Annotated in this window: 25 protein-coding genes and 1 pseudogene; 7 read left to right on the forward strand and 19 right to left on the reverse strand. The window is 46.4% G+C overall.

Translation table 11 applies throughout. The annotated features are described in order from the left end of the window. Positions 1 to 308, forward strand: a pseudogene (locus M0P91_RS07455) (chemotaxis protein); the annotation flags it as partial. Then, complete coding sequence (locus M0P91_RS07460; RefSeq protein WP_295066140.1) at positions 305 to 1,048, forward strand: methyltransferase domain-containing protein; 744 nt, start codon at positions 305 to 307, stop codon at positions 1,046 to 1,048. The pseudogene M0P91_RS07455 and the gene M0P91_RS07460, both read left to right, overlap by 4 nt. A 225-nt stretch (positions 1,049 to 1,273) precedes the next feature. Here the strand turns inward: M0P91_RS07460 and M0P91_RS07465 are convergent, their stop codons facing one another. Next, positions 1,274 to 1,402, reverse strand: a complete 129-nt coding sequence (locus M0P91_RS07465; RefSeq protein ID WP_295066141.1) for a hypothetical protein — start codon at positions 1,400 to 1,402, stop codon at positions 1,274 to 1,276. 166 nt (positions 1,403 to 1,568) lie between these two features. Here M0P91_RS07465 and M0P91_RS07470 point away from each other — a divergent pair, with 166 nt between their 5' ends. After that, positions 1,569 to 2,774, forward strand: a complete 1,206-nt coding sequence (locus M0P91_RS07470) for a diguanylate cyclase (RefSeq protein ID WP_295066142.1) — start codon at positions 1,569 to 1,571, stop codon at positions 2,772 to 2,774. Between the two features lie 20 nt (positions 2,775 to 2,794). On the opposite strand, the gene M0P91_RS07475 is transcribed toward M0P91_RS07470, so the two are convergent. From M0P91_RS07475 to M0P91_RS07500, 6 genes are all read right to left on the reverse strand, one after another. Continuing rightward, complete coding sequence (locus M0P91_RS07475) at positions 2,795 to 3,394, reverse strand: hypothetical protein (RefSeq protein WP_295066143.1); 600 nt, start codon at positions 3,392 to 3,394, stop codon at positions 2,795 to 2,797. Between the two features lie 87 nt (positions 3,395 to 3,481). Continuing rightward, on the reverse strand, positions 3,482 to 3,823 hold the full coding sequence (locus M0P91_RS07480; protein WP_295066144.1) for a type II toxin-antitoxin system RelE/ParE family toxin: 342 nt from the start codon (positions 3,821 to 3,823) through the stop codon (positions 3,482 to 3,484). Continuing rightward, positions 3,820 to 4,017: a hypothetical protein gene (locus M0P91_RS07485; RefSeq protein WP_295066145.1), complete on the reverse strand. Its 198-nt coding sequence runs from the start codon at positions 4,015 to 4,017 to the stop codon at positions 3,820 to 3,822. The genes M0P91_RS07480 and M0P91_RS07485 overlap by 4 nt, the downstream gene beginning before the upstream one ends. An 80-nt stretch (positions 4,018 to 4,097) precedes the next feature. Beyond that, entirely contained in the window at positions 4,098 to 4,442 is a 345-nt protein-coding gene (locus tag M0P91_RS07490; protein ID WP_295066146.1) for a VanZ family protein, read from the reverse strand. 36 nt (positions 4,443 to 4,478) lie between these two features. Next, the gene (locus M0P91_RS07495) at positions 4,479 to 4,778 is read right to left on the reverse strand and encodes a hypothetical protein (RefSeq protein ID WP_295066147.1); all 300 of its coding nucleotides are present in this window, start codon (positions 4,776 to 4,778) and stop codon (positions 4,479 to 4,481) included. Between the two features lie 176 nt (positions 4,779 to 4,954). Beyond that, positions 4,955 to 5,326 carry a hypothetical protein gene (locus M0P91_RS07500; RefSeq protein ID WP_295066148.1) on the reverse strand — a complete coding sequence of 124 codons (372 nt, stop codon included), beginning with the start codon at positions 5,324 to 5,326 and terminating at the stop codon, positions 4,955 to 4,957. Positions 5,327 to 5,481: 155 nt separating this feature from the next. On the opposite strand from M0P91_RS07500, the gene M0P91_RS07505 reads away from it, so the two are divergent. From M0P91_RS07505 to M0P91_RS07515, 3 genes are all read left to right on the forward strand, one after another. Continuing rightward, positions 5,482 to 6,246, forward strand: a complete 765-nt coding sequence (locus M0P91_RS07505; protein ID WP_295066149.1) for a hypothetical protein — start codon at positions 5,482 to 5,484, stop codon at positions 6,244 to 6,246. A gap of 177 nt (positions 6,247 to 6,423) precedes the next feature. Continuing rightward, the gene (locus M0P91_RS07510; protein WP_295066150.1) at positions 6,424 to 6,717 is read left to right on the forward strand and encodes a BrnT family toxin; all 294 of its coding nucleotides are present in this window, start codon (positions 6,424 to 6,426) and stop codon (positions 6,715 to 6,717) included. Then, positions 6,714 to 6,926: a BrnA antitoxin family protein gene (locus tag M0P91_RS07515; RefSeq protein WP_295066151.1), complete on the forward strand. Its 213-nt coding sequence runs from the start codon at positions 6,714 to 6,716 to the stop codon at positions 6,924 to 6,926. The genes M0P91_RS07510 and M0P91_RS07515 overlap by 4 nt, the downstream gene beginning before the upstream one ends. On the opposite strand, the gene M0P91_RS07520 is transcribed toward M0P91_RS07515, so the two are convergent. The 5 genes from M0P91_RS07520 to M0P91_RS07540 all read right to left on the reverse strand — a co-directional run bounded on the left by M0P91_RS07520 (position 6,910) and on the right by M0P91_RS07540 (position 11,086). Continuing rightward, positions 6,910 to 7,560, reverse strand: coding sequence for a 3-methyladenine DNA glycosylase (locus M0P91_RS07520; RefSeq protein WP_295066152.1), 651 nt, complete (start codon positions 7,558 to 7,560; stop codon positions 6,910 to 6,912). The genes M0P91_RS07515 and M0P91_RS07520 overlap by 17 nt on opposite strands. A 1-nt stretch (position 7,561) precedes the next feature. Next, complete coding sequence (locus M0P91_RS07525; protein WP_295066153.1) at positions 7,562 to 8,371, reverse strand: TIGR00282 family metallophosphoesterase; 810 nt, start codon at positions 8,369 to 8,371, stop codon at positions 7,562 to 7,564. Further along, entirely contained in the window at positions 8,368 to 8,949 is a 582-nt protein-coding gene (locus M0P91_RS07530) for a hypothetical protein (RefSeq protein WP_295066154.1), read from the reverse strand. The genes M0P91_RS07525 and M0P91_RS07530 overlap by 4 nt, the downstream gene beginning before the upstream one ends. Before the next feature lie 308 nt (positions 8,950 to 9,257). Then, a complete protein-coding gene (locus M0P91_RS07535; protein ID WP_295066155.1) occupies positions 9,258 to 10,526 on the reverse strand; it encodes a GGDEF domain-containing protein in 1,269 nt (422 codons plus the stop codon). Further along, positions 10,526 to 11,086 (reverse strand): hypothetical protein, encoded by a 561-nt coding sequence (locus M0P91_RS07540; protein WP_295066156.1) that lies wholly within the window; start codon positions 11,084 to 11,086, stop codon positions 10,526 to 10,528. Before M0P91_RS07540 ends, M0P91_RS07535 begins: the two co-directional genes overlap by 1 nt. Before the next feature lie 227 nt (positions 11,087 to 11,313). Between M0P91_RS07540 and M0P91_RS07545 the strand changes: the two genes are divergently transcribed. Then, a complete protein-coding gene (locus M0P91_RS07545) occupies positions 11,314 to 11,826 on the forward strand; it encodes a YgjP-like metallopeptidase domain-containing protein (RefSeq protein WP_295066157.1) in 513 nt (170 codons plus the stop codon). Positions 11,827 to 11,870: 44 nt separating this feature from the next. On the opposite strand, the gene rlmC is transcribed toward M0P91_RS07545, so the two are convergent. The 7 genes from rlmC to leuS form a co-directional block, all read right to left on the reverse strand. Beyond that, positions 11,871 to 12,989, reverse strand: a complete 1,119-nt coding sequence (rlmC, locus tag M0P91_RS07550; RefSeq protein WP_295066158.1) for a 23S rRNA (uracil(747)-C(5))-methyltransferase RlmC — start codon at positions 12,987 to 12,989, stop codon at positions 11,871 to 11,873. Continuing rightward, a complete protein-coding gene (locus M0P91_RS07555) occupies positions 12,989 to 15,976 on the reverse strand; it encodes a DEAD/DEAH box helicase (RefSeq protein ID WP_295066159.1) in 2,988 nt (995 codons plus the stop codon). The genes rlmC and M0P91_RS07555 overlap by 1 nt, the downstream gene beginning before the upstream one ends. A gap of 79 nt (positions 15,977 to 16,055) precedes the next feature. Beyond that, entirely contained in the window at positions 16,056 to 16,931 is an 876-nt protein-coding gene (locus tag M0P91_RS07560; protein WP_295066160.1) for an Abi family protein, read from the reverse strand. A gap of 249 nt (positions 16,932 to 17,180) precedes the next feature. After that, positions 17,181 to 18,326, reverse strand: coding sequence for a bifunctional folylpolyglutamate synthase/dihydrofolate synthase (locus M0P91_RS07565; protein WP_295066161.1), 1,146 nt, complete (start codon positions 18,324 to 18,326; stop codon positions 17,181 to 17,183). Next, positions 18,323 to 19,858 carry a GGDEF domain-containing protein gene (locus tag M0P91_RS07570; RefSeq protein WP_295066162.1) on the reverse strand — a complete coding sequence of 512 codons (1,536 nt, stop codon included), beginning with the start codon at positions 19,856 to 19,858 and terminating at the stop codon, positions 18,323 to 18,325. The genes M0P91_RS07565 and M0P91_RS07570 overlap by 4 nt, the downstream gene beginning before the upstream one ends. A 3-nt stretch (positions 19,859 to 19,861) precedes the next feature. After that, complete coding sequence (gene lptE / locus M0P91_RS07575; RefSeq protein ID WP_295066163.1) at positions 19,862 to 20,365, reverse strand: LPS assembly lipoprotein LptE; 504 nt, start codon at positions 20,363 to 20,365, stop codon at positions 19,862 to 19,864. Between the two features lie 2 nt (positions 20,366 to 20,367). Then, complete coding sequence (leuS, locus tag M0P91_RS07580) at positions 20,368 to 22,797, reverse strand: leucine--tRNA ligase (protein WP_295066304.1); 2,430 nt, start codon at positions 22,795 to 22,797, stop codon at positions 20,368 to 20,370. Positions 22,798 to 22,812 lie beyond the last annotated feature (15 nt).

Consider the following 22,812-nt stretch of genomic DNA (forward strand, 5'->3'; position numbering starts at 1 on the left):
CCGACCTGATCGGTGAGATCTCCATCTCCGGCCGTGAACAAGCAGAGGGGATGAACCAGATCAATCAGGCTATGGGACAAGTGGATCAAGTGACCCAACAAGTGGCCGCCAACTCCGAAGAGGCGGCGGCCGCCGCCGAAGAGCTCAACGCCCAAGCCAGCGCAATGATGGAGACGATTGCCGTACTGGCCCAAATGGTGGGGATGCAGAGCGAAACCCATGTCCCCGCACCGAAACGGCAACAACGCAGTTCTCTGGAACTCAAACCCTCAAGCGCCCCGCGTAAAAGCGCTCAAATTTATCTATGATGCAGAATAGAGCTAACCATTTTGACACCATCGCCGATGAATTTAACGGCCTTTGGCAAATGACCCCGGATTATCGAAACTGGATGAGCGAAACCATTGTCTCTGTTCTGGATTTGCGCTCCGATGAATGTTTTGTCGATCTGGGAGGGGGAACGGGATCCTACACCCGACTCATCGCCAAAAAAGCGGATCTGCAAAGCCCTGCACTCTGTGTTGAACCATCAAAAAAGATGCTCTCTCAAATCGAAGAATCCGATCATCTCAAACCGGTACATGCCGATGCATTATCCTTTTGCACAAGCGAAATCCGCTACGACAAAATCCTCCTCAAAGAGATGATCCATTTTGTTGAAGAGAGAAAAGCTTTATTTCAAGGGATTAAACGGCAGCTTTGCGAAAACGGAAGGGTATTGATCGTTACCCGTCCGAAAAATACCCCTCTGCCGTTTTTTACTGCGGCATTAGAGCGATTTGCCCAAGGGCAGCCTTCCGTTGAATCGCTTGAAAAAGAGCTTGAAGATGCCGGCCTACGCCCCTTTTCACGCACCGAGGAGTTCTCCTTCGGTATCTCCAAAGAGCGGTGGTACGGTATGCTACGAAACCGTTTTATGTCCAATCTTCAGAACTTTACCGATGAAGAGATCGAAGAGGGGATCGTTCAGCTGGAAAAAACGTTTGAAGCACAAACAATTATCGCGTTTAGAGACCGGATCATCTTTATCTGCGGGGAACCGCTCTAAGCTCCGGCTTAGTTACTGACCTTACGCACCTTGTCTAAACAAGTGCGAAAAGGTTAGTAATCTCCCGTATCCGAAAGATACGGGAAGCTTTAGGGGGTTGTATGGGTGAAAAGCGTCAAAAAAGCCAACTGCTTGGCTTTTTTAGCTTAGGAGCCGATGCACGAAGTGCCGGCTGGGCCGTCCCTGCCACTTTCCGGGCTATGAGCGAAAAGTGCGTAACATCACTTAGTTATTCGTTCCGCGTATCACCCGTTTCACATCATCGAACCCTTCGCTCACCCCTTGATTAAACTCTTTTGCACTGCACCCTCCCAGTATAACAACCGTAAGCAGTGAGATCATCACGTAACGCATCCATTCTCCTAATTTTTTTGAAATTATAGCTATCTTACGGTTTGCATTTGGTTTGCACCCTCTTTTTTTTCGGAGAGCAACATAAATCACAAAAAAATTACTTTTTTTTCCCTAATCACCCCATTTTCGCTACAATAACCGCTCCATTAAAAAATGACTTGCAGTTATGAAAAAGGTAAGCGATTTGTTCCGATATCTTCTTCCCGAAAAGGGTGATTTTGCCGTCACAGCAGAGCAGATTCGCCTCCTCTACCATCAAGGAAATACGATCCAGATATTGGGGATAGTGGCGGCGGGTGTCAGTGTAATTATGTTCTGGAACGTAGCGGATCATCTTCTCCTCTCCCTTTGGTTCACTGCTCTTTTTCTCCTCTCCGTTATCCGCCTTATCGCCAATTTTCGCTTTACCCAAATCTCTTTTGAGAATCCCGACACCTTCAATAAATGGAAAAATATCTATCTTTTGGGGACCTTTCTCTCCGGATGCCTATGGAGTATGCTTGCATTTTTTTACGATCCCTCCTGGCCTGCCCCCAATCAGGTGATGTTATTTATCCTCTTTACCGGCATTATTGCGGGTGCTTTAAACAGTAACTCCTCCGTATTTATCGCTTTCCCCGCGTTCTACCTCCCGCTGGTTTTTAGCCTGATGTACGTTATGCTGAGCCAAACGGATGAGGGGTTTTATCCCCTCTTGACGCTCTTCATCATATATACCGCATTGATGTATATCTCTTCGCTCAAATACCATAACCGCCTGACACACTCGCTCCGATTGCGGTTCGAAAATGAACAGCTGGCGGAAAAACTGGCCCAATACAACAAAAGGTTGTTGGAACTTGCCGACACGGACGAACTGACCGGCCTCCATAACCGACGTTCACTCAACCGATATCTCAGGATGGCATCGAATCAACATTTTCTAGATCAGCACTCTCTCTCACTCATTTTTATCGATTTGGACTACTTCAAACAATACAATGACACCTATGGGCATGAACGGGGGGATCAGTGTCTGGTCCAAATCGCCACCATTCTTAAATCCAATGCGCGCCAATCCAGCGACATGATGACACGCTACGGAGGCGAAGAGTTCACCCTGATACTGGCCAACACAAACGCACGGCAGGCACGCCTGATAGCCGAAAGGATCCGACAGGATCTGAATCAGCTGCATCTTCCCCATGCAGCGTCACCGATCTCCGATCACGTTACAATCAGTATCGGCATCGTGACGATGATCCCCCAACAACCCGACAGTTGCGCACATCTCCTCTCTATCGCGGACAAAGCCCTTTATGAAGCCAAAAAAACGGGACGAAACCGTATCGTTCATGCTTCCGAAGAGTCATTTGCTGATAAAGCCGATTAAATAGGGACCGGTAATGGAGATTACCGCTTGCGAAATCCGAACAGTTCGAGCGAACTTTTCGTCGCGCGGGCGATGATGCTCTGCTCCGGCCGAAACATCGCGTTCGATATCACTTTCACGCACTCCGTGATCCCCTCAAACCCGTGATCGGGGTAGGTGCTTTGCAATACGATTTGATCCATACTCATGGCACTGAGCACCTCCGTATCGAACGCCCCGACATTGCCCGCACCCATGGCGAGCAAAAAATTCGGCAATGCGGGGTACTCCTGCGTCGCATTGAGGATGATCCCCCGGCATTCGCCCAACAAAGCGATGAGCCCCTCATTCAGCACCGATTCGTCAATGACAACCGGTTTGTCGGAAATCGGAAGGAGTCCACCGTCTTCCTCACTTTTTATCGAGAACGCAACGCAGCGATTGTCCGCTTTAGCGCGCAAATGGAGCGGAACGGAGTAGAAGAGACTCCCGTATTCTTCCGCAAGCGCTTTGGTCTCATCGATCTCGACAAGCGATGAAGGGTGGAGAATAAACATCTGCACCATCGACTCTTCGATGATATCCTCCAGATTATCGATGAACTCCGCATCGGCACGGTATAAATTGACGTCGATCGTCATGTTTCCCCTTTGAACGGTTATCCCTCAGGGTATGCAAATGCGGTTCCAGCCACAGGGGAGCGGGACGGGTTAAAGAGGTGTTTAATGCTATTTCAATGAAGCCAATACTAACCCATCTATCTCATTTTCACTGAGATTTTCGAAATCACATTTATCATAGATAAACAATAAGTAGAGTTCATTATCGATGAGTTTGAAATAGGTGATGAGTCGATAGCCACCGCTTTTGCCACTTTTTTTGTCTGAGTTGGCAATGCGCGCTTTATACACTCCATCACCCAAATGAACCCCTAAATCTTCTTCATGCTCGATATTGTCGACAAACTTCGCACAATCATCTTCGATATGTCGAAATCGTTTTTTGAGTTTTTTTACGGATTTGGAAAATTTTTCGGTCTCAAAGATAACGACGGAGGAGAGTTTTTTCACTTTATCGTTCGGATACTTTTTACCCGTCCGGCTTTGACATCCTCAAAAGCTTCTTTGATATTATTTTGCAGAGTTTCAATCTCTTGGGATTTTTTATCTTCGGCGATTTTTACCGCTTTTTTCGGGAGCATATCCACAAATGCGACAAATCGATCAAAATAATCATCACTGATTTTAAGTGTCAGTGTACGCATTTTATACTCCTTGTAAATTCATTATGGAAATTATAGCACAAACGGAGAAATGGGAATGATGAGCAGGGAAATGGAACGAGTTAAAGAGGTGTTTTGATTTTTATGATGAGCTTATAGACTCCGATCCCGATCACAATCCCTATACAATCTGCGACAATATCCATGAGAGAACAAAATCTATTGGGGATAAAGTATTGTGTTATCTCGATTTGGAAACCGACGAGTAGCAAAAGAGCGCTTTTCGCGCGTGTGGATAGATGTGTATATGCCAAACTTAACAATACATAGAGGGTAAAAAAAGCGATAAGGTGGTTTTGTTTATCCCAAAAGCTCGCTACCATTTCGATATTTTGTGGCGTAATGGCGAGATATTCGATACCTAAAAATGCTGTGTAAAACGCTGTTTTAAAAAGATTTATTTTCACTAAGTTCCTATGTCATTCACTTCGAAGTATAGATGTTTATTGCAATAGAGCCAAAAAGCGAGGATCACTATAGAGGGATTTTAAAAATGCCTCGATCCCTCGTGTAAAGTTTTGTCCTGTCGCATTGCACACATTTGCCGCAACAAAGTATGTACCGTATTCGTGTTTGTAAGAAAATGTTTCACTTTTATTATTGTTTGAGAGGGTCATTTCATATTCCCATGTGGCTGTGCCGACCGTATTGAAATTGGTTTTGATGCTATCTATAGCCGTCCTTTCGCACCCAATTCTTTGAATTAATTTGCGTATTTTTAGCCGATAAAGAGCTGTTTTCATGTAATTTCAGAGAAAAAGTTCATTTTTTTAAGAGCTTATTCAGGATCATATTGATCTCTTATTGAGTCAATAGATGGCAAAGCTATTCAAGCAAGTAAATTTGTATGCAGATTAAAACCAATGTTCCTATTCATAAATTTAAAATCAGTTCATAAAACCCCGTAAAATAGGGATTTTTAATTATTCAAATAGAGGTGCGAAAGGACGGCTATAGAGATAACTACTCCGTCTTTGTCAGATAAAATCCCCCCTTGCGCCAACTCTTGTGAAAATGCTTTTTCGATTACACTCTCAAATGTTTCGGATTGCGTTGTAACGATAGGAAACCATCCTCGGCATAGTAGACTGTTGGAGCTTGTATTTTCGTCCACTTTGTTCCGCAAAACAATGTGAATATTTTTTTCTTTTAGGGTTGATAGTACCGATACGTTTTTAGCGGCTACTTGATAGGTGTCGATTGGCATCCTGCTGGAGGGTTGAAGTAAAAGCACCTGACCCCACACACTGCTTGAAAAAATAATCGCCACTAAAAAAACAAAACCTCTCATGAGTCCTCTTTCCGATAATTTATCTGATAGTATCTTATCTCGTTGTATTTTGTCAAATTAGGCGTAGGAAGTGGAACGGGTAAAAGAGATATTTTAGTCAATTTTGAAAAAAGTCAGATAAAATAATTTTCACTTATTCTCTTCAAAGGTATATAATGAATCTCAGTAAAATAGAACAAGAAGAATATTGTACGTTTTTATTATTTAAACGTCATGTAGAAGTTTTACATACTTTACGCCCTGATTTATATATGTCATTTGGGAATGATGAGCATACTTTTAGCATAAAAGGAGAAGATGCAAAAGGTATGGATGACTATGAGTCAAAAAGGCAAATAGTAATGGCATTAAATGCTTCTATCATCCTAAACACAACAAGTTTTTTTGAAGGTTTTTTAGAAAATATTCTACTTAGAAAAATTGGAAAAACAACCTCTCTTCCTGAGCATATAAAAAGTATTATCGAAGAATATCAACAACAAATATTACGAATAAGCTCATTTGCTGAATTCAAAAAGTACTTTCAAAAGCTTTTTCACAAAAAAATCACTGACGTCCTTAATATGAAAAAAAATGATTTAGATTTTATTGATAAGTTCTATACTGTAAGGCATTTATTATCTCATGGTTCATGTTTAGATACTGCATCAATAAAATTAGAAATAGGCAGAAAGCTTTTTCATACGGATAGTGCTTACATCGCATTGATGAAAGCCATGCAAGAAAGATACTCCCATAAATATGATTTGAATATTGATTTTATGAGCCTATTAAATTTCAGTGAAGTTATAGATGATTTTAGTAACACAATTTTTGATATTGCAACAGAATTAGCTGAAGAATTGAAAAAAAATAACTTGATTGATTCTTCAGGATTCTGGGGAGATTTTTCAGGACGAGGAATGTGGGGGGAAATTTAATCTACTCTTTTAATCTTAAAGGCTATTTGAAAGTGTACTAATTTTAACTTCTTTCCCCTTACTATTCCCCTTCACATGCTCCACTATCATCCCATGAAACCGCGCAAACGCGGTGGGAAGTACAAAACAAAATAAAAATATCTTGACAAATCATGATATTATCATTATAGTATCTATATGAAATCGTTAAAATTTGAATGGGACGAACCAAAAGCGTCGTCAAATATCACCAAACACGGCGTATCATTTGAAGAAGCCAAAACGGTATTTGATGATGATTTTGCCCGTATGATTCCCGATCCTGACCATTCGGAACAAGAAGAACGATTTATCTTGTTGGGGATGAGCTATACACTAAAAATATTAGCGGTAGTCCATTGCTACAGAGATCAAGAGGGAATAATACGGATCATATCCGCCAGACGATCGACCAAAAACGAAGAACGCCAATACAAGGAGCTATTACAATGAGAGAAGAATACGATTTTTCACAATCCGTCCAAAATCCCTATGCCAAAGCGGTAAAAAAACAGATTTCGCTCAATGTCGAAGTAGAGACGATAGAGTATTTCAAACAACTTGCCCTCAAAACGGGATTACCGTATCAAACGCTGATGAATTCGTATCTAACCGACTGTGCCATCCGACACGTCGAACCGCAGGTTAAATGGTCGAGCTGATCCGCTCTACATTGACCGCTTTCCCCTTACAATTGCTCTTCACATACTCCACAATCATCCCGTGAAACCGCGCAAACGCGGCAGGGAGCTGTACCTCATCAAAAGAATTTCTCACCCCTGCTTCGCACCACTCGCTCATATCATCATAACTCTCGAACTCATACCCAAACGCGTTTAACAGCCGCGCCGTGTAGCTATCAACGACCATAGCAGGACGCTCGCAGGCGTAGCATAGTATGGAATCCGCTGTCTCAGGGCCGATCCCTTTTTGAGATAACAGCCAGTCACGATCTACGCTGAGTGAAAAAGTCTCGAAATCGCCGAAATCCTCGATCATGTTATGGGACAAACGGATGAGATTGGAAGCTTTGGCTTTAAACAATCCGCTCGGACGGATCAGCTCCATCAGTACTTCAACATCGCAATGAGCTAAAGCATCAGGAGATAAGAGTCCGTTATTACGAAGATGATCGAGAGAGATTTGGACCCGAGACCATTGGGTGTTTTGGGTGAGGAGGGCACCGACGACCACCTCAAAAGTGCCGTAGGCGGGCCACCATAGCGGCGGGGAGTTTTCGAGGAGTTTAAGACGCTCTAATGCGCAAAAAAGCTCCCACGAATCGTGCAGCTCCACCTTATCCCTCTCTCCACGCATCGGTGCGGATGGTTCTGCCGTCGTCGAAAATTTTGAGCTTGAACGCTTCGGTGCATCTCCCCTCTTCGAGGTTCATGATGGCGATCTGGAGAATCTTGCGGCACTTTTCGGGGACTTCAAACCGTCCGGCCATACCGGTGAGGAACCGTTCCAACGGCACTTTGGCATCCATCCCGATGACGTTGTCGCGGCATCCGGAGAGGCCGATGTCGGTGACGTACGCCGTGCCGTGAGCAATCTGCAAGTCGTCGCTCCCTACGTGGGTGTGGGTCCCCATGATGCCGCTCACTTGTCCTTGGAGGAGCATCATCATCCCCCGCTTCTCGCTGGAGGCTTCGGCGTGAAAATCGAGGAAGATGTGTTTTACCCCCTCTGCTTTAAGCTGGGCAACGGTGTCGCGGGCGCAGCGGAACGCGTTATCGACGTAGGGCATCCCGTAGTGCCCCATGATGTTGAGGACCGCCAGTTTCTCTCCCGCAACGTCGAAAATGCGGCATCCGCTCCCCGGAACCCCCTCGGGGTAGTTGTGCGGACGCAGCAGGGGGAGCGACTCAAGGAGGGGGAGGATGTCTTTTTTATCCCACGTGTGGTTCCCTCCGCTCATGCAGTCGATCCCGCTCTCCAGCAGCTCATGGGCATTTTTGACGGTCAGCCCGAAGCCGTGGGAAGCATTTTCGTAGTTGGCGATGACGAAATCGATAGCGTGCTCGCGGCGTAGTTTTTTAAGATGCTCTTTGATCATCACCCGTCCCGGACGGCCGACGATATCCCCGATAAAGGCTAGTTTCAATTCTTCTCCTCCTGTAATTCTTCACGCAGCTTTTTCTGCCCTTTGCGGTAGCTGTCACTGTCGCCGTATTCAAAAAAGTTTTTGTAGTTGCTGTGCATGATTTTCACCCGCGATGCATGGCGGATCGGGCACCAATACTGCTCCGTCCGCCCCGCGATCTCGCTGACATAGCCCATCAGCCCGTTGAAGTAGCCGCAATAGAGGCAGTTGAGCTTTTCGATCGCATTCAGATACCCCAGACGGTGACGGTCGATGATGATGTAATCGCTCCGCTTTACTTTAATAATCTTATACACCGGAAAACAGAGCGCCTGATAAAGCGTTACCACACCATCTAAAAACAGAGCCGGAATCAGGCAGGCCCAGATAAAGGGGACGGTAAGGAGGTGGAGGGCCGGCGTCGTTAGCAGATAACGCAGCAATCCTTCCCGGTCACGACGGTACGAGGCGAGGATCTCTTCACCCTTTTTGGTGATTTCGCAGGTAAACGTTTCATACTCTTTGTGCAGTTCGGATTCAAGTTCGGCTTCAAGCACTTTGATTTTAGCAACCAGTTCATCAATTTTGGTATGCTCCATCCCTCATCCCTTATTATAAATATCCGCCCTAAGCAAGGTGAGCTTAAGTGCTCAAGCATACTCAACTCCATGAAACTATACAACAAGATTGCCAAAGGTCTCGTAAGCCCTATGAGCGCAGTGTCCCTTCCCGCGATCCTAGACTGACTTTCCGGGTAATAACTGAGATCTTACGCACCTTGTCTAAAGAAGTGCGAAAAGGTTAGTAATCTCCCGTATCCGAAAGATACGGGTAGCTTTAGGGGGTTGTATGGGTGAAAAGCGTCAAAAAAGCCAACTGCTTGGCTTTTTTAACATCAGGTATTAAGTTAATTTCCGACGGATACGATACGATCGCGTCCGCTCTCTTTTGCCTGATACAAAGCCCTGTCTGCCAGCTTGATTAAATTATGATATTCACTCATCTCATTCGGCACGATACTTCCTATCCCGAAGCTCATGGTCACCGGTTTCAATTTCACATCATGATATTCAAATCCATTTGCCGCTTTAAGGTTATTTTGAATCGTACGGCCCAGCTCTTCCGTCCCCATAAGATCCGTATCATACAAAACGATAATAAACTCTTCACCGCCGTATCGCGCAATAAAATCGGTACTTCTCTTAATCGATGACTGAATGATCCGTGCGACGTCTTTAAGTACAAAATCCCCAATGATATGGCCATAGATATCATTCACCTGCTTAAAATGGTCAATATCCGACATAATAATCGAGATATTGACCGAATTACGCTTCGCAAGCTCCCATATCTTCTGGAGATGATTCTCAAGATGCCTTCGATTCGGAAGCTGTGTCAAAGGATCCGTCGTGGAAAGTTCCTGAAGTTTCAAGTTTGCGTCCTGAAGTTCTTTGGTCCGTTCTTCGACTTTTAACGCCAAAGATTTATTAATCTCATCTAGCATGACGGTAAAGGTATTGATATTCTCCACCATCCCGACAATAGCGTTATGGATAATTCCGACTTCATCTTTTCGATCGGTTTTAGTCAGGGCAAAATGGTTGCTATAGGGATCGTACTGTAGGACATTTTCACTCAGCTTTTTCAAAAACGTGAACTCTTTTCGAATATAAAAGATAAACCCGGCCAAAATAATCAAAGCAATCGCAAAAATTTTAATGGAAACGTATTGATTTTTTTGAAGCATAACCTGATATTCATGATGATCGAAAAAGAGAGAAACGGTTGCGATTTTTTCACCGGTTACCGGATCTTTGATCGATTCGACTGCATGATAGATACCGTCAATGTGCGGTGTAGACGCTATCAGTCCCCCCTGCGTATGGTGGTAAAGCATTTGACCGTCTGCTCCGGTGAGGTCAAACCGAAGTAAATCCGGATTTTGTTTGACAATCTTTGTCAGATACTCCTGATTTGCACTCTCCAGTCCCAAAGAAATATTCAATCCGATGACAGGTGAAATCGTATCGATCAGCAGTTTGTTTTTCGCTTTTTTGGATTCCAGAAACTGCGCCACAAGATTCTGAGAAAATTCGTACCGCTCCAAACCTACCAATAACAATGCGAAAAAGATAGCACCGAAAATCATTTTTATCTCTATACTGATATTTCGCATTATCGGCCATCTCCTTTCGAATAGATTTTGGATATTTGGACCAATGCATTGTCCAGTTCAATTCTACTTTGTTGCAGTGCGCCGATATTGAAGTAGGGAGTCACTTGTCTTCCGAGAAAAAGGGAAGAATCGACTCCATATTCAAGATAATTCGGATTATAAGAGACTGAAAATATCCCGTTTTTATTCAAATAATGGACCGTAGCGGTTATTGTCCGCAAATCGGTGTCAAACATGAACGCAATCTGGCTTTTCCGGCATACCTCGATATTATTATATTCACTCATAAGCAATTCAATCGGATAGTTTTTAATGCCGGAAGGATAATTTTTTCGGATTTTCTGAATGAGCGCATAAGCATCTCTTTCATCCAGCTTCTCATGTACAATACAAATATTAAGCTGATGTTGGATGCTGTTTTTCTGGGAGCTCATCAGGACAAAACGGGGAATTATTTTTGAAAAAATCTCTAAGGTATTCTCATCATACGAAGATCCATACGATGCATTGAAGAGAAGGCTTATGGTGATAAAAGCAAAAAAGACAAAACGTTGGATCAAAACTTTCTCCCCCAATCACGGCCATTTAATGTATTTTTACTGACCTTTTGACACAAGGTCCACCCCCCATGACAAAACGTTTCATCCTATTATAGTGTTTTATTGACATCCTTCTCTACATCTTATCCAAATAATCTCACCAATATCAACGATTTTAAGTCTCTTTGAGTAATTTGGCAAAAAAAATCGTAAATATAAAGCACAGTGAACCTGTATTACAATTGCACATGCAACGACTCAAATATTTACACCACTACAACGAAGAGATACGGCATCAGGTGCGGCAATTGATCGATCAAGAGACGTTGGGGGGGTATATCCTCTCCCGTTATCCCGAATGTCACCCTTATGCTACCGACAAAACCCTCTATGATTACGTCGTAGGGTTCAAAAACACCCATTTTCGCCAATCGTCACCGATCTCAAAAGTCTACTATGACACCAAAATCCGTGATCTTCAGTCGGCGTTGGGGACCCATACCTTCGTTTCGAGGGTGCAGGGGGGGAGACTCAAAGCCAAAAACGAGATCCGAATCTCCCATCTTTTTAAAAAAGTGCCTGAACCGTTTCTACGGATGATCGTCGTCCATGAACTGGCCCATTTCAAAGAAAAAGAGCATAACAAAGCGTTTTACAAGCTCTGCACCCACATCGAACCCCATTATCATCAGATCGAATTCGATGTGCGCCTCTATCTCACCTATCTCGATACCGCCATGCACCCTCTTTGGGCCCGGTAACGATCACTCCCCTTCGATGAAGGGTTAGGGTAAACGTTATCCCCTCACCGCTTTTCCAGCAAAAGCAGTACCTCATAATGTTCCGTATGGGGAAACATATCAAACAGCTGCACCTGCACACACCGATACGAGCTCAACCGCTCCAAATCTTTTGCCAGAGTAAGCGCATTGCAGCTTGAATAGAGGATGTGGGAGGGGGAGATGCTCTCCACCCATTCGCATAACTGCTCACCGATCCCTCTGCGAGGGGGATTAACAATAATCACATCTGCTTTACTGTGCGTATCGGTACTGAAACTCACCGCATCAAGTGCCTCAAACCGGATGTTCTCAAATCCGATGAGTTTTGCCGAATCGCGCGCACAGGCAATCGCTTCGGATTCAATCTCAATTCCGATAATCTCACGCTCCGGCGCAGCACAATGGAGGGCAAATCCCCCCACTCCGCAAAAAAGGTCCCAGATAGTTTTGGGCTGTATCCCATCAATCCACTCCGCCGCATGCTTATAGAGTTTCCCCGCCACTTCGGGGTTGGTCTGAAAAAAACTTTTGGGACGGATAAAGAGGGGAATACCGCCCAGCCGCTCTTCGATACGGGTTTTTTCGGTCAAAAAAATCTCCTCCTCCCCCTCTAAAATCGCCATCGGAACCGGCTGAATATTGACGCTCACCACCTCTCTCTCACTAAATGCGGCCATCAACTCATCAAGGGCCCGCTGAAGCCGGCCGATCACTCCATGGGATCGCAAGACAAAACGGAGCATCATCGTTCCGTTCGCCGAACTTCGGGTCAAGAGGACGTATTTCAATTCCCCTTTACGCTTTTGAACATCATACGCTTTGATCCCCAGATCCCTCAGCCACTGCTGGATAAAGGAGAGGGCGTGCTGCATTGCCTCATCGTACAACGGGCACCCGATCAGGCTCACCTCTTCGTTGATTCCGAGAATAACCCCTTCGGCACTCTCTAAAGCGACCATTTTGGCTTTATTCCGAAACTTTGTTGCAGGGCCGGCAACCGCAGGGAGCCATTTCTCCGGAGCGAATGGGTCCAATAACCGGTGCAGACTTTCACTTTTACGGGCCAACTGCTCCGCGTAGGGGAGATCGATCCACGTGCAAGAACGGCATTGATGGGCATCATAATAACGACAAAAACCCATTAGAACCCCTTCGGTTTCGCGGTGCGCAAATAGTGAAGCACCGACCCGATAAGATCGTCATCGTCTTTGCTTTTGCTCTGTAGCGTCTCTTTGGAGCCGTTTTGATACTCGATCGTTATATTTTGGTTGTAGTTGCTCACCATTTTGATCTTTTTCTCGATGCAGAGGAGTTTGATCACCATGATCTCGAAAAACTGCTTCGTAGGGGTATCGGATTTGCCGAAACGGTCCCCCACCTCCTCTTCGATCTCATAAATTTCCGAAGGGGCCTCGCAATGGCTGAGACGGCGGTAGAGTTCGAGGCGCAAACGGTCTTCGCTCACCACCTCGTCGCTAATGAAAGCGCTAACGGTGAGTTTAATATCCACTTTTGCCCGTACTGCGGTCGTTTGATTGGTGAGAATCTTGATCGCATCCTCCAGCATCCGCAGATACAGGCTGTAGCCGATGTTTTTGATATGACCGCTTTGGGCATCTCCGACGAGGTTCCCCCCTCCCCGGATCTCAAGATCGTGATACGCCAGCATCGAACCGCTTCCGAGAAAAGAGTTTGATTCGAGGGCGACAAGCCGTTTTTTCGCCTCTTCGGTGAGGTTATCCTTGTCATCGACGATGAAATAGGCATACCCCTCGGTATGCCCCCGTCCGACCCGTCCGCGCAGCTGATGCAGATCGGCCATTCCGAAGCGGTCTGCCCCGTCGATGATCATCGTGTTGACGGTGGGCATGTGGATTCCCGATTCGATAATCGAGGTGGCCAGCAGGACGTCGTACTCTCTGTTGGCGAATTTTGCCAGCTCCTCTTCGGTTTCATTGGCACCGATTTTCGAGTGGAGGATCAATATCCGGAGATTGGGGAGGATCGCTTTGAGTTCTCCCGATTTGATCACCATCGAATCGATCGAATTGTGGACGTAAAACACCTGCCCGCCCCGGCGCAGTTCGCGTAAAATCACCTCTTTGATCAGCTTTTCGTCGTAGTTTTTTACAAAAGTCCGGACCCCCAGCCGCTCGGAAGGAGGGGTGAGGAGTTCGGACATCGTTTTGATCGAGCTGAGGGCCTGATTGAGGCTACGGGGGATCGGGGTCGCACTCATGGAGAGGAGGTGGACGTTTTCGTAGAGACTCTTGAGCTTCTCTTTTTGCTTCACCCCGAATTTGTGTTCTTCATCGATTATTACCACCCCCAGCGTCGAACAGCTCACCCCGAAAAGGGCATGGGTCCCGACGATACAGTCGAGTTCCCCCGCCGCGAATGCTTTGAGCGCCGCATTTTTCTCTTTCGTGCTGACAAAGCGGTCCAGTTTCGCGATTCGCAGCCCAAACGGGGCCAGACGGTTTTTCAGCGACTGGTAATGCTGTGAACTTAGCAGCGTCGTCGGGACGACGAGAAGCGACTGATACCCTCCCCGTGCCGCCGCAAAAATGGCATTCATCGCCACTTCGGTTTTGCCGAATCCCACATCCCCGCTCAACAACCGGTCCATAATCTGCCCCGATCTCAGGTCGCGGACGATGGAGTCGATGGCGCTGCTTTGATCGGGGGTATACTCAAATCCCGCCCCGGCTTGAAACCGCTTGAGTTCCCCCGCATCGACCGTTATCACCGCCGCTTTGAGCAATGCACGACTCGCGGCGACACCGACGATTTCCGAAGCAATCTCAAACAATCGGGCTTTAACCGACTCTTTGAGCTTACCGAAACTCCCTTTCCCCAATCGATCGAGTACGGGAAGGGAACCCGAAGCGATGTAGCGGTCGATCGTATCGAGATTTTCCACCGGAAGGAGAAGTTTGTCGTCCCCCATGTATTTGATGACGACCAGATCTTTGATCCCCCCCAGAATCTCCGCCTGTTCTACCCCGTCAAATATCCCGACGCCGTACTCTTCGTGGACGACGTAATCCCCCACTTTGATATCATCGAGAAGAATCGTCGTTTTTCGGCGGCGCCGCTTTTTTTCGTGGCGATTAAGAGAGACAATCACCTCATCGGGACCGACGAGGTTGAGGACGATCCCCGATTTTCGGACATTCAACCCCTGCAGATCAAAAATTCCCGCCCCTTTGATTTGCGCGTCGCTTGCGGCAATCAGGGTAAATTTTTTATTTTTATGGACGCTTCGCAGCATGTCGAGATTCGGGGCAATGAGCGGTTGGTATTTTAGCGCTTCGGGGATCACCTCTGCTTCGAGCCGTTCACGGGGTAACAAAGGGGCATTCGACCCGTACGATTCGTCCAACAGCGCTTTCATCTCCCGGATCCGCAGGACCGATTTGCCGTCGGTAAAATCAACCCCCTCCTCTCCCATGACCCAAAGTCCCAAAGAGGCAATATCTTTGACAAAACTGTCGCTCTGCGCCGCAGCAATCGCCTTCTCAAACCGATTGAACTGCTCTTCGTCGAGGGAGAAAAAGGCACTGGTCACCTCGATGGAGACCAATTCCTCTTTTTCGGTCCGCTGTGTCTCGACGTCGAACGCTTTGATCTCCTCCACTTCATCGTCGAACAGACTGATGCGGTAGGGATGCTCATGCGTCGGGATAAAGATATCGAAAATATCGCCACGGTGCGACACCTCCCCCTCCATCTCCACCATATCGACAAACGTATATCCCCAGCGGTGCAGCATCTCTTTAAAACTGCCAAGATCGATGCGTGAAGCAAATTCGATCGTCGTACTCTGAAGCAGTTTTGCATTCGGAAGCGGATAGAGGAGGGTTTTGAGCGGTGAAATGACCAACGGTTTTTTGGCACTGCCGTAATAGCGACGGAGTGCTCCGAAAAGGGCAAACAGCTCTTCGCCAAATGGACGGAGATCGTCCAGATACATCGCACGAAAATCGGGAAATACGATGGACTCAATCTCTAAAAAACGGGCAACATCGGCAAGTTCGGAGGCCTCTTTGGCATCTTCGCAGATAATAATGTCGCACCGCTTTTTTCCATGTGCTTTGAGATATTCATAAAACCGTTCTTGTGACATTATTTTCCTCTTCGCTTGTTAGTCAAAATCTTTTTTCAAATCGTTTGCTCATTTTAATTCAGCCTCGTTTTCTCTAACTTTAAATTTTCACCTGATAATTTGTGAACCCCATCATACTTTTATTGATTCGATGTTTATCTGCCAATTCCAATACATCTTTCATTAATACACTATTTGGCTCTATCTTCTTTAAAATATAGTCACACATGACAATCGTGTTATAAATCGATCCCAACAAATTTTTATTGCACTGATTCTCTAAAATTTTCGGTATACCAAACGTAATTTCGGATGTATGATTATAGAGCCGGCTATGATGGGCGATGTGATTTCTGATAGTTGAGAGATGGTACAGTACCGATTCAAAAATTTTCATGTCCAAATCATAACATCGTGCGATTTCTCTTTTGACTTTGGTATTTTTAATATTTTTCGTCAACTGCGAGAGCAATCCGAAAGTCATCACTTCGACGCATACCCACAGCGGAGGAAGTTCCTCTGCGTATTTTTCACGGTAATGTTTGATAAAATTCCGATCTTTTTGCCGCTCTATCTCCGATTGCAGTTTTGCATACGATTGAGCGAAATAATACCCATTCGTAAAGTTTTCCGTTTTGAGCGGATGGGGGCCATGCGCTTGGGCAAGATAATACGCAAACTTGGTTTTCGCCGATATTTCGATCGTTTCCAATGCCTGATACAACAACCCTTTTAAACCACTGTCAAAGAGATAGAGATTGATAATATCTTCGAAATAGAGGTTTGATTCAAAACTATCATCCGGTTGTTTGAACGGGAGCCAGTATCCGCTTAGGCGGTAATAGTTCAGATTGAGCAGATAATGTTTTGCCTGATCTTCATCACGAAACAACATACCGCGAGATTTCAGCAGTTCGATTTGTTCATCTATGGTTTTAAAGGATTTGTTATACGATTGAGGAAGATCTGAGGTCATTTATAGTCCTCCCCCTGTGAGCATTGTAAAGAGGCTTGGGAGGCTCTATCGATGTAATGATAGTCTCTATAAACTAAATGTATACTAAAATTTATTGTATTGTTAAGATAACTGCTCATTTAGTTCTTCCTCTCCCATCGTTTGCTCACGCTTTCCTTTCATCGGTATTTTTCTCCCACTCTCCTGAGTGGGAGAGTATAGCATTTGTCTGCATTCCCACTTGGAAAGTGGGAACGAGAAAGAGACAACTTATTTTACCCTCTTTAAAAACGCTTCGGCCACGCTAAAAGAGCCGAAGACGAGGTACTCTTTCTCTTGCTCTATTGCTTCGAATCCTCTGTACGGAATCGCCAAATCGTTCAAAGCCTTTTCCAGAAACTCGCGTTGCACGATCCGATTTTCATTCACATCGATGATCTCCACCGATTCGATGATCGGGGAGAGGATCGAGAGGATCTCTCCATAATCCTTGTCACGGTAGGTGTTGTAGACCAGCGTCACCTTTTTTCCCGCATACGCTTCGGCAATCGCCGCAGCTGCCAGAGCATTATGCCCGACATCAAGCGTCACGTTCGGGGCGATTTTGGTCAATCTTCCGAAAAGGGCTTCTTGGTCAAACATATCCTCTTTCACTTCATATCCCAAGAGGGTGTAAGCGGCCATCGCCAATTCCAGATTATCGCGCAAATAGTCGCTGAGACCGTTTTTTAAGGCAAGCTGCAATGCAAGATTCTGATCTTCCGGATTTGTAATCTCTACAACACGGTGCAGTCGGCACCCTTTTTCCTCGGCAATAGCTTCTGCAATCGTTTCGACTTCGGGATGTTTTTGTTTTCCGAGTAAGGCGGTATGTTCCATACTGCGCAATTTCGTCGAAGCGATGGAGTTGATGGTGTTTCCCAAAAATGTCGAATGATCAAAATCGATCGGGGTAAAAACGGAGAGTATTTTGTCAAAAACGTTGGTGGCGTCGTATTCCCCGCCCAGTCCCGCTTCCAGAACAACGTATTCGCACCCTTCATATGCGATCATCGCAACCAGCGTCGTATACTCGAAATAACTCAAAGACTCTGCGATTGCAGAGTCCATCACGCTCAGCAGCTTTTGGTGGGACGTTTCGAGAAGAATATCGGAAATCTCTTCGCCGTCGATCCATATCCGTTCGTTAAACCGCAGGATATGCGGTGAAGTGTAGTGCCCAACCTTTTTTCCGGTACGCTGCAGCGCACGGCTTAAAAACCGTCCGGTCGACCCCTTGCCGTTGGTACCGACGATGTGGATGATTTTGGGCAACGTCAAAAAAGGGCGAAGCGATTCATAGGCTCCGGGGAACCTTCCGTAATCGATTACATCGTAATAAAGGGGCTTCTTGGCTAAAAATTGATCTAAATTCATGCAGGTTCGATGCGGTTACGCCCTTTTCTCTTGGCATCGTACAACCGTTCATCCGCCCCGTTGACAAGCGCTTTAAGGGAGGGATAATCGCCGCGCTGGGCGACACCGCCGCTCACCGTCACCTCGATCCGTTTTCCCTGATACATAAAATGGGCCGACTCGACATGGGAACGCACTTTTTCACAAAATATTTTTCCCCCCTCGATATCGGTATCCCCTAAAATAGTGAGAAACTCTTCGCCGCCGTATCTCCCGACGACATCACTCGTTCTCGCCTCTTGTTTGAGAATTTTGGCAAAAGCAATCAACACCGAATCCCCCGCCTCGTGTCCGTAGGTATCATTCACCGCTTTGAAATAATCCAAATCAAACATCGCGATGCAAAACCCCCGCTCATACCGGCTGAATTCCGCATCCTTAATGATCATCTGCTCTTCAATCGCCCGCTTATTGGCAAGTTTCGTCAAAAAATCTTCACGAGAAGCCTGTGTCGCATGCGCCAGTTCCGCTTCAAGCGTCGTGATCCGTTCACCCATTTCGGTTACTTTGCTGTTATGTACCTTAAGATCCCGGCTCAAGACTTCCACTTTCTCTTCCAATGCACTGGCGATCACATAAAGCCGCTTATGGGCACTCTTGAAATCACCCGGCTTATTCCCCTCCAATGCTTCCAGATCACGTTTTACGTTTTGAATTTCACTCGTCGAATTTTCACTCTTTTCAATCAGATCGATCAATTGGATCGATAATTTTCCCAGTAGCTGATCCAAGACATGCACCATCTCTTCAACGCTCCGTTTGTCAAGGGCAATTCGCATCATAATGGCGGATCTAACCTCTTTTTCAAACGAATCTGCCGATACGTACTCCGGATTTTCTTTCAATTTTTTCGATAGCTGCGCGGCTTCTTCGTTCAAACTCGGTGCAATCGAGGGGACCAAAGAGGTGATCAGCATACGGACGATTTTGGCGTTAACGTCGGCCGTTTCTGGGGCGGCTTCGAATTTCAACCCTTCAATCGTTTTTTTCAGATTGTTGGTATCCACCTCGCCGTGAGGGGCCAACTTTCGTAAAAAAGTGTCATCGTAAATGGATAAAAAATTGTTCCATGCCTGTTTCAAATAATCGATTTGATTAACGCCCGCTTTGGCATCCAATACCGTAATGGTTTTTTTTGCCAGAGCGGATGCTTCGGGGTTGTGAAGAATATCAATACTTTGCGCCATTTTTTTGGACAAATCGCACAATTGTTCAAGAAGCATCGATGCCTCGTTCGGGCTCAGGCGGTTCAGTTTGGAAATTAAAAAACGGATCAGTTCGGCGGATGTTCTTACACGGTATTGCTTAATTTCATCGACCGTTTTTTTGTCGAAAAGGGGGAGAAAACGGTCAATGCCGCTGCAATCTTCAACCGTGACACCCGCTTTTTTGGCTTCGATACAAAATGCCTCGGCATACGCATCGGGCGTCCATACTTTCCCCTCGGATTTGAGCCGCTCAATGGTATTGCGGATAATTTGGTTAATGGTCATCCACTACTCCTTAGACAATCGGGCACCCTGAGCGGAAACCTCGGCGACAAACGTATCAATCGCTTTTTGGGCCCCCTGAGAAATGGCTTCAAATCGGGACTGATCGGAGATAATCGAATTGGGCTCAATATCAAAATCGTAAATTCCGTGCGTCGTATAGGTACTCTTCTCCCCGTTGAGCGTTTTATCGATACTCATACTGACGGTTGTCCGGTAGGTCACGACATAGCCGTTGGTATCGTAACGCAAAGGGGTAAAAGCAACCGAAGAGACCGCGATTTTCAGATGGGTCAGCGCTTCATTTTTTGATTTCAACGCCGTCCGAAATTTTGTAATCACCGCCCGATCCACCGCATCTTTGATCAGGACCGTATTTTGAGGGTCTTCCATTGAGATCACCACGTCGGTGCTCACACTCTCACCTACCACCGATTTTGCATAATACGATGCCGGTGCATAGCCGCAGCCGGTGATGGCCAAGATCAATCCAAGTACCCATACGCGCATCATTACCCTTTAATAACGAGATTCACCAATTTGCCCGGTATGACAATCGATTTGACAATCTCTTTCCCCTCCAGCCATTTTTCAACGGCACCTTTTGCCGCTTCGATAACCGCCTCTTCACTCGCCGTAACACTGACTTCAATTGTAGCACGATTTTTGCCGTTGATCGAAACCCCGAGGGTAAGGGCTTCGACCTCAAACACCTCTTCGCACACGCTCTGGGCACCGAGATTTTTGCCGCTGAAAAGGGTGTGGGAAAGCTCCCAGCACAGATGCGGAACGATCGGTTCCATGATCGAGGTCAAAATCCAATACCCCTCACTCCACACCTCACGATTATTTTGCTCATTCAGCGCATTCATCGCTTCCATGACTCCGGCAATCATCGTATTGAACGTATAACGCTCTTCGTACACTTCCTGTGCACGCTTCAATGCTTCATACACTTTCTTACGGGCATGTTTCTCCTCTTTGGAGAGAGACGCATGGTCAATTTTAGGAATCGTATTGCTTTTATTGACGTTTTGGCTTCGATCGGCGAATCGTTTCAGAAAGCGAAATGCCCCCTCGACCGCGCTGTCGTTCCACTCCAGCTCCTGCGTCGGAGGGGCGGCGAAGAGGATAAAGAGCCGCGCCGTATCGGCACCGTATTTTTGGATCAATGCATCGGGATCGACGGTATTTCCCTTCGACTTGGACATCTTCGCCCCGTCTTTGAGAACCATCCCCTGCGTCAGAAGCTTCTCGAAAGGTTCATCAAATGAGACGTACCCGAGATCCCGGAACACTTTGGTAAAAAACCGCGCATACAGCAGATGCAAGATGGCGTGTTCGATCCCGCCGATATAGTGGTCGACTCCCATCCAGTATCGGATCTGCTCACCGGAGAACGCTTCGCGCTCCCAGTTTTCCGGCGATGCGCAAAAGCGGAGGAAATACCAGCTTGACTCGACGAAGGTATCCATCGTATCGGTTTCGCGCAGAGCCTCTTTGCCGCATTTCGGACAGCTGCAGTGCTTCCATGTCGGATGTTTCTCCAGCGGATTCCCCTCGCCCGTAATCACGATGTCTTCAGGAAGGGCGATAGGAAGATTCTCTTTCTTCTCCATAACCAGACCGCAATCGTCGCAGTGGACGAACGGAATAGGAGCGCCCCAATAGCGCTGGCGCGATACGCCCCAGTCTTTGAGTTTGTAATTGGTCGTTTTCTGCCCCAGTTTCAAACTCTCGAAATACTCAATGATCTTGCTCTGCGCCTCTTTGGAATTGATCCCGTCAAACTGCTCTGAGTTAAACAGTACGCCCGCTTCGGTATAGGCTTTGCTCACATCCGCTTCACCCTCAGCCGGCTTGATCACGGCATGAATCGGCAAGCTGTATTTCTGTGCGAAATCAAAATCCCGCTCATCATGGGCAGGAACCGCCATTACCGCACCGCTGCCGTAGTCCATCAGGACGAAATTGGCGATCCATACCGGAATAGATTCATTCGTTAGCGGATGGATAACATTCAGCCCCAGAGCCAAACCGCTTTTTTCTTTTTGTCGATCGATCGAAGAGCTGTTTTTCATCTCCTGAATCTGCTCGATGCTCTGCGCATCCAGCAAGCCGTTATCAATCATATAGGAGACGATCGGGTGCTCAGGAGCCAAGGCGGTGTACGATACACCGTAGATCGTATCGGGACGGGTCGTAAAGACATCGAAACGCTCAAACGCTCCGCCCAGTTTTGCTTTGCTTGCTTCATCGAAAAAGAGATCGAACGCCAGACCGTTCGATTTTCCGATCCAGTTCTCCTGCATCGTCAAAACCTGCTTCGGCCAGCCCCCCTCCAGCTTTTTCAGATCTTCCAGCAATTCGTCGCCGTATTGGGTGATCTTAAAATAGTACTGATTCATATCTTTTTTGACGATCGGGGTATCGCATCTCCAGCAACATCCGTCCACGACCTGCTCGTTTGCCAACACCGTCAAATCGTGCGGACACCAGTTGAGAAGGCCTTTTTTACGATACAACAGCCCTTTTTCATACATATCGATGATAAAGCCCTGCTCAAACTTCGTATAGAGTTCATCGCTCGTCGCCAGCATCCGCTCCTGCGAAAACGAGAAACCTAAAGAAGCGAACTCCTTTTTCATATAATCGATATTGTCATACGTCCACCCTTTGGGATGGGAACCGTTTTTGATCGCCGCGTTTTCAGCAGGCATACCGAAACTGTCAAAACCGATCGGGTGAAGGACATTAAACCCCTGCTGACGGTAATATCGGGCAAAAGCGTCGCTGAGGGTATAATTTCTCACATGCCCCATATGGAGCCGCCCGCTGGGGAACGGGAACATGCTGAGGATATACTTTTTGGGCTTGGAAAAATCGTTGGAGGGTTCAAACGCCTTGGTCTCAGACCAAGTACACTGCCATGCAGCTTCGATAGAGGCAGGGGAATA

Source organism: Sulfuricurvum sp. (assembly GCF_023229695.1).
Classification (GTDB): Bacteria; Campylobacterota; Campylobacteria; order Campylobacterales; family Sulfurimonadaceae; genus Sulfuricurvum.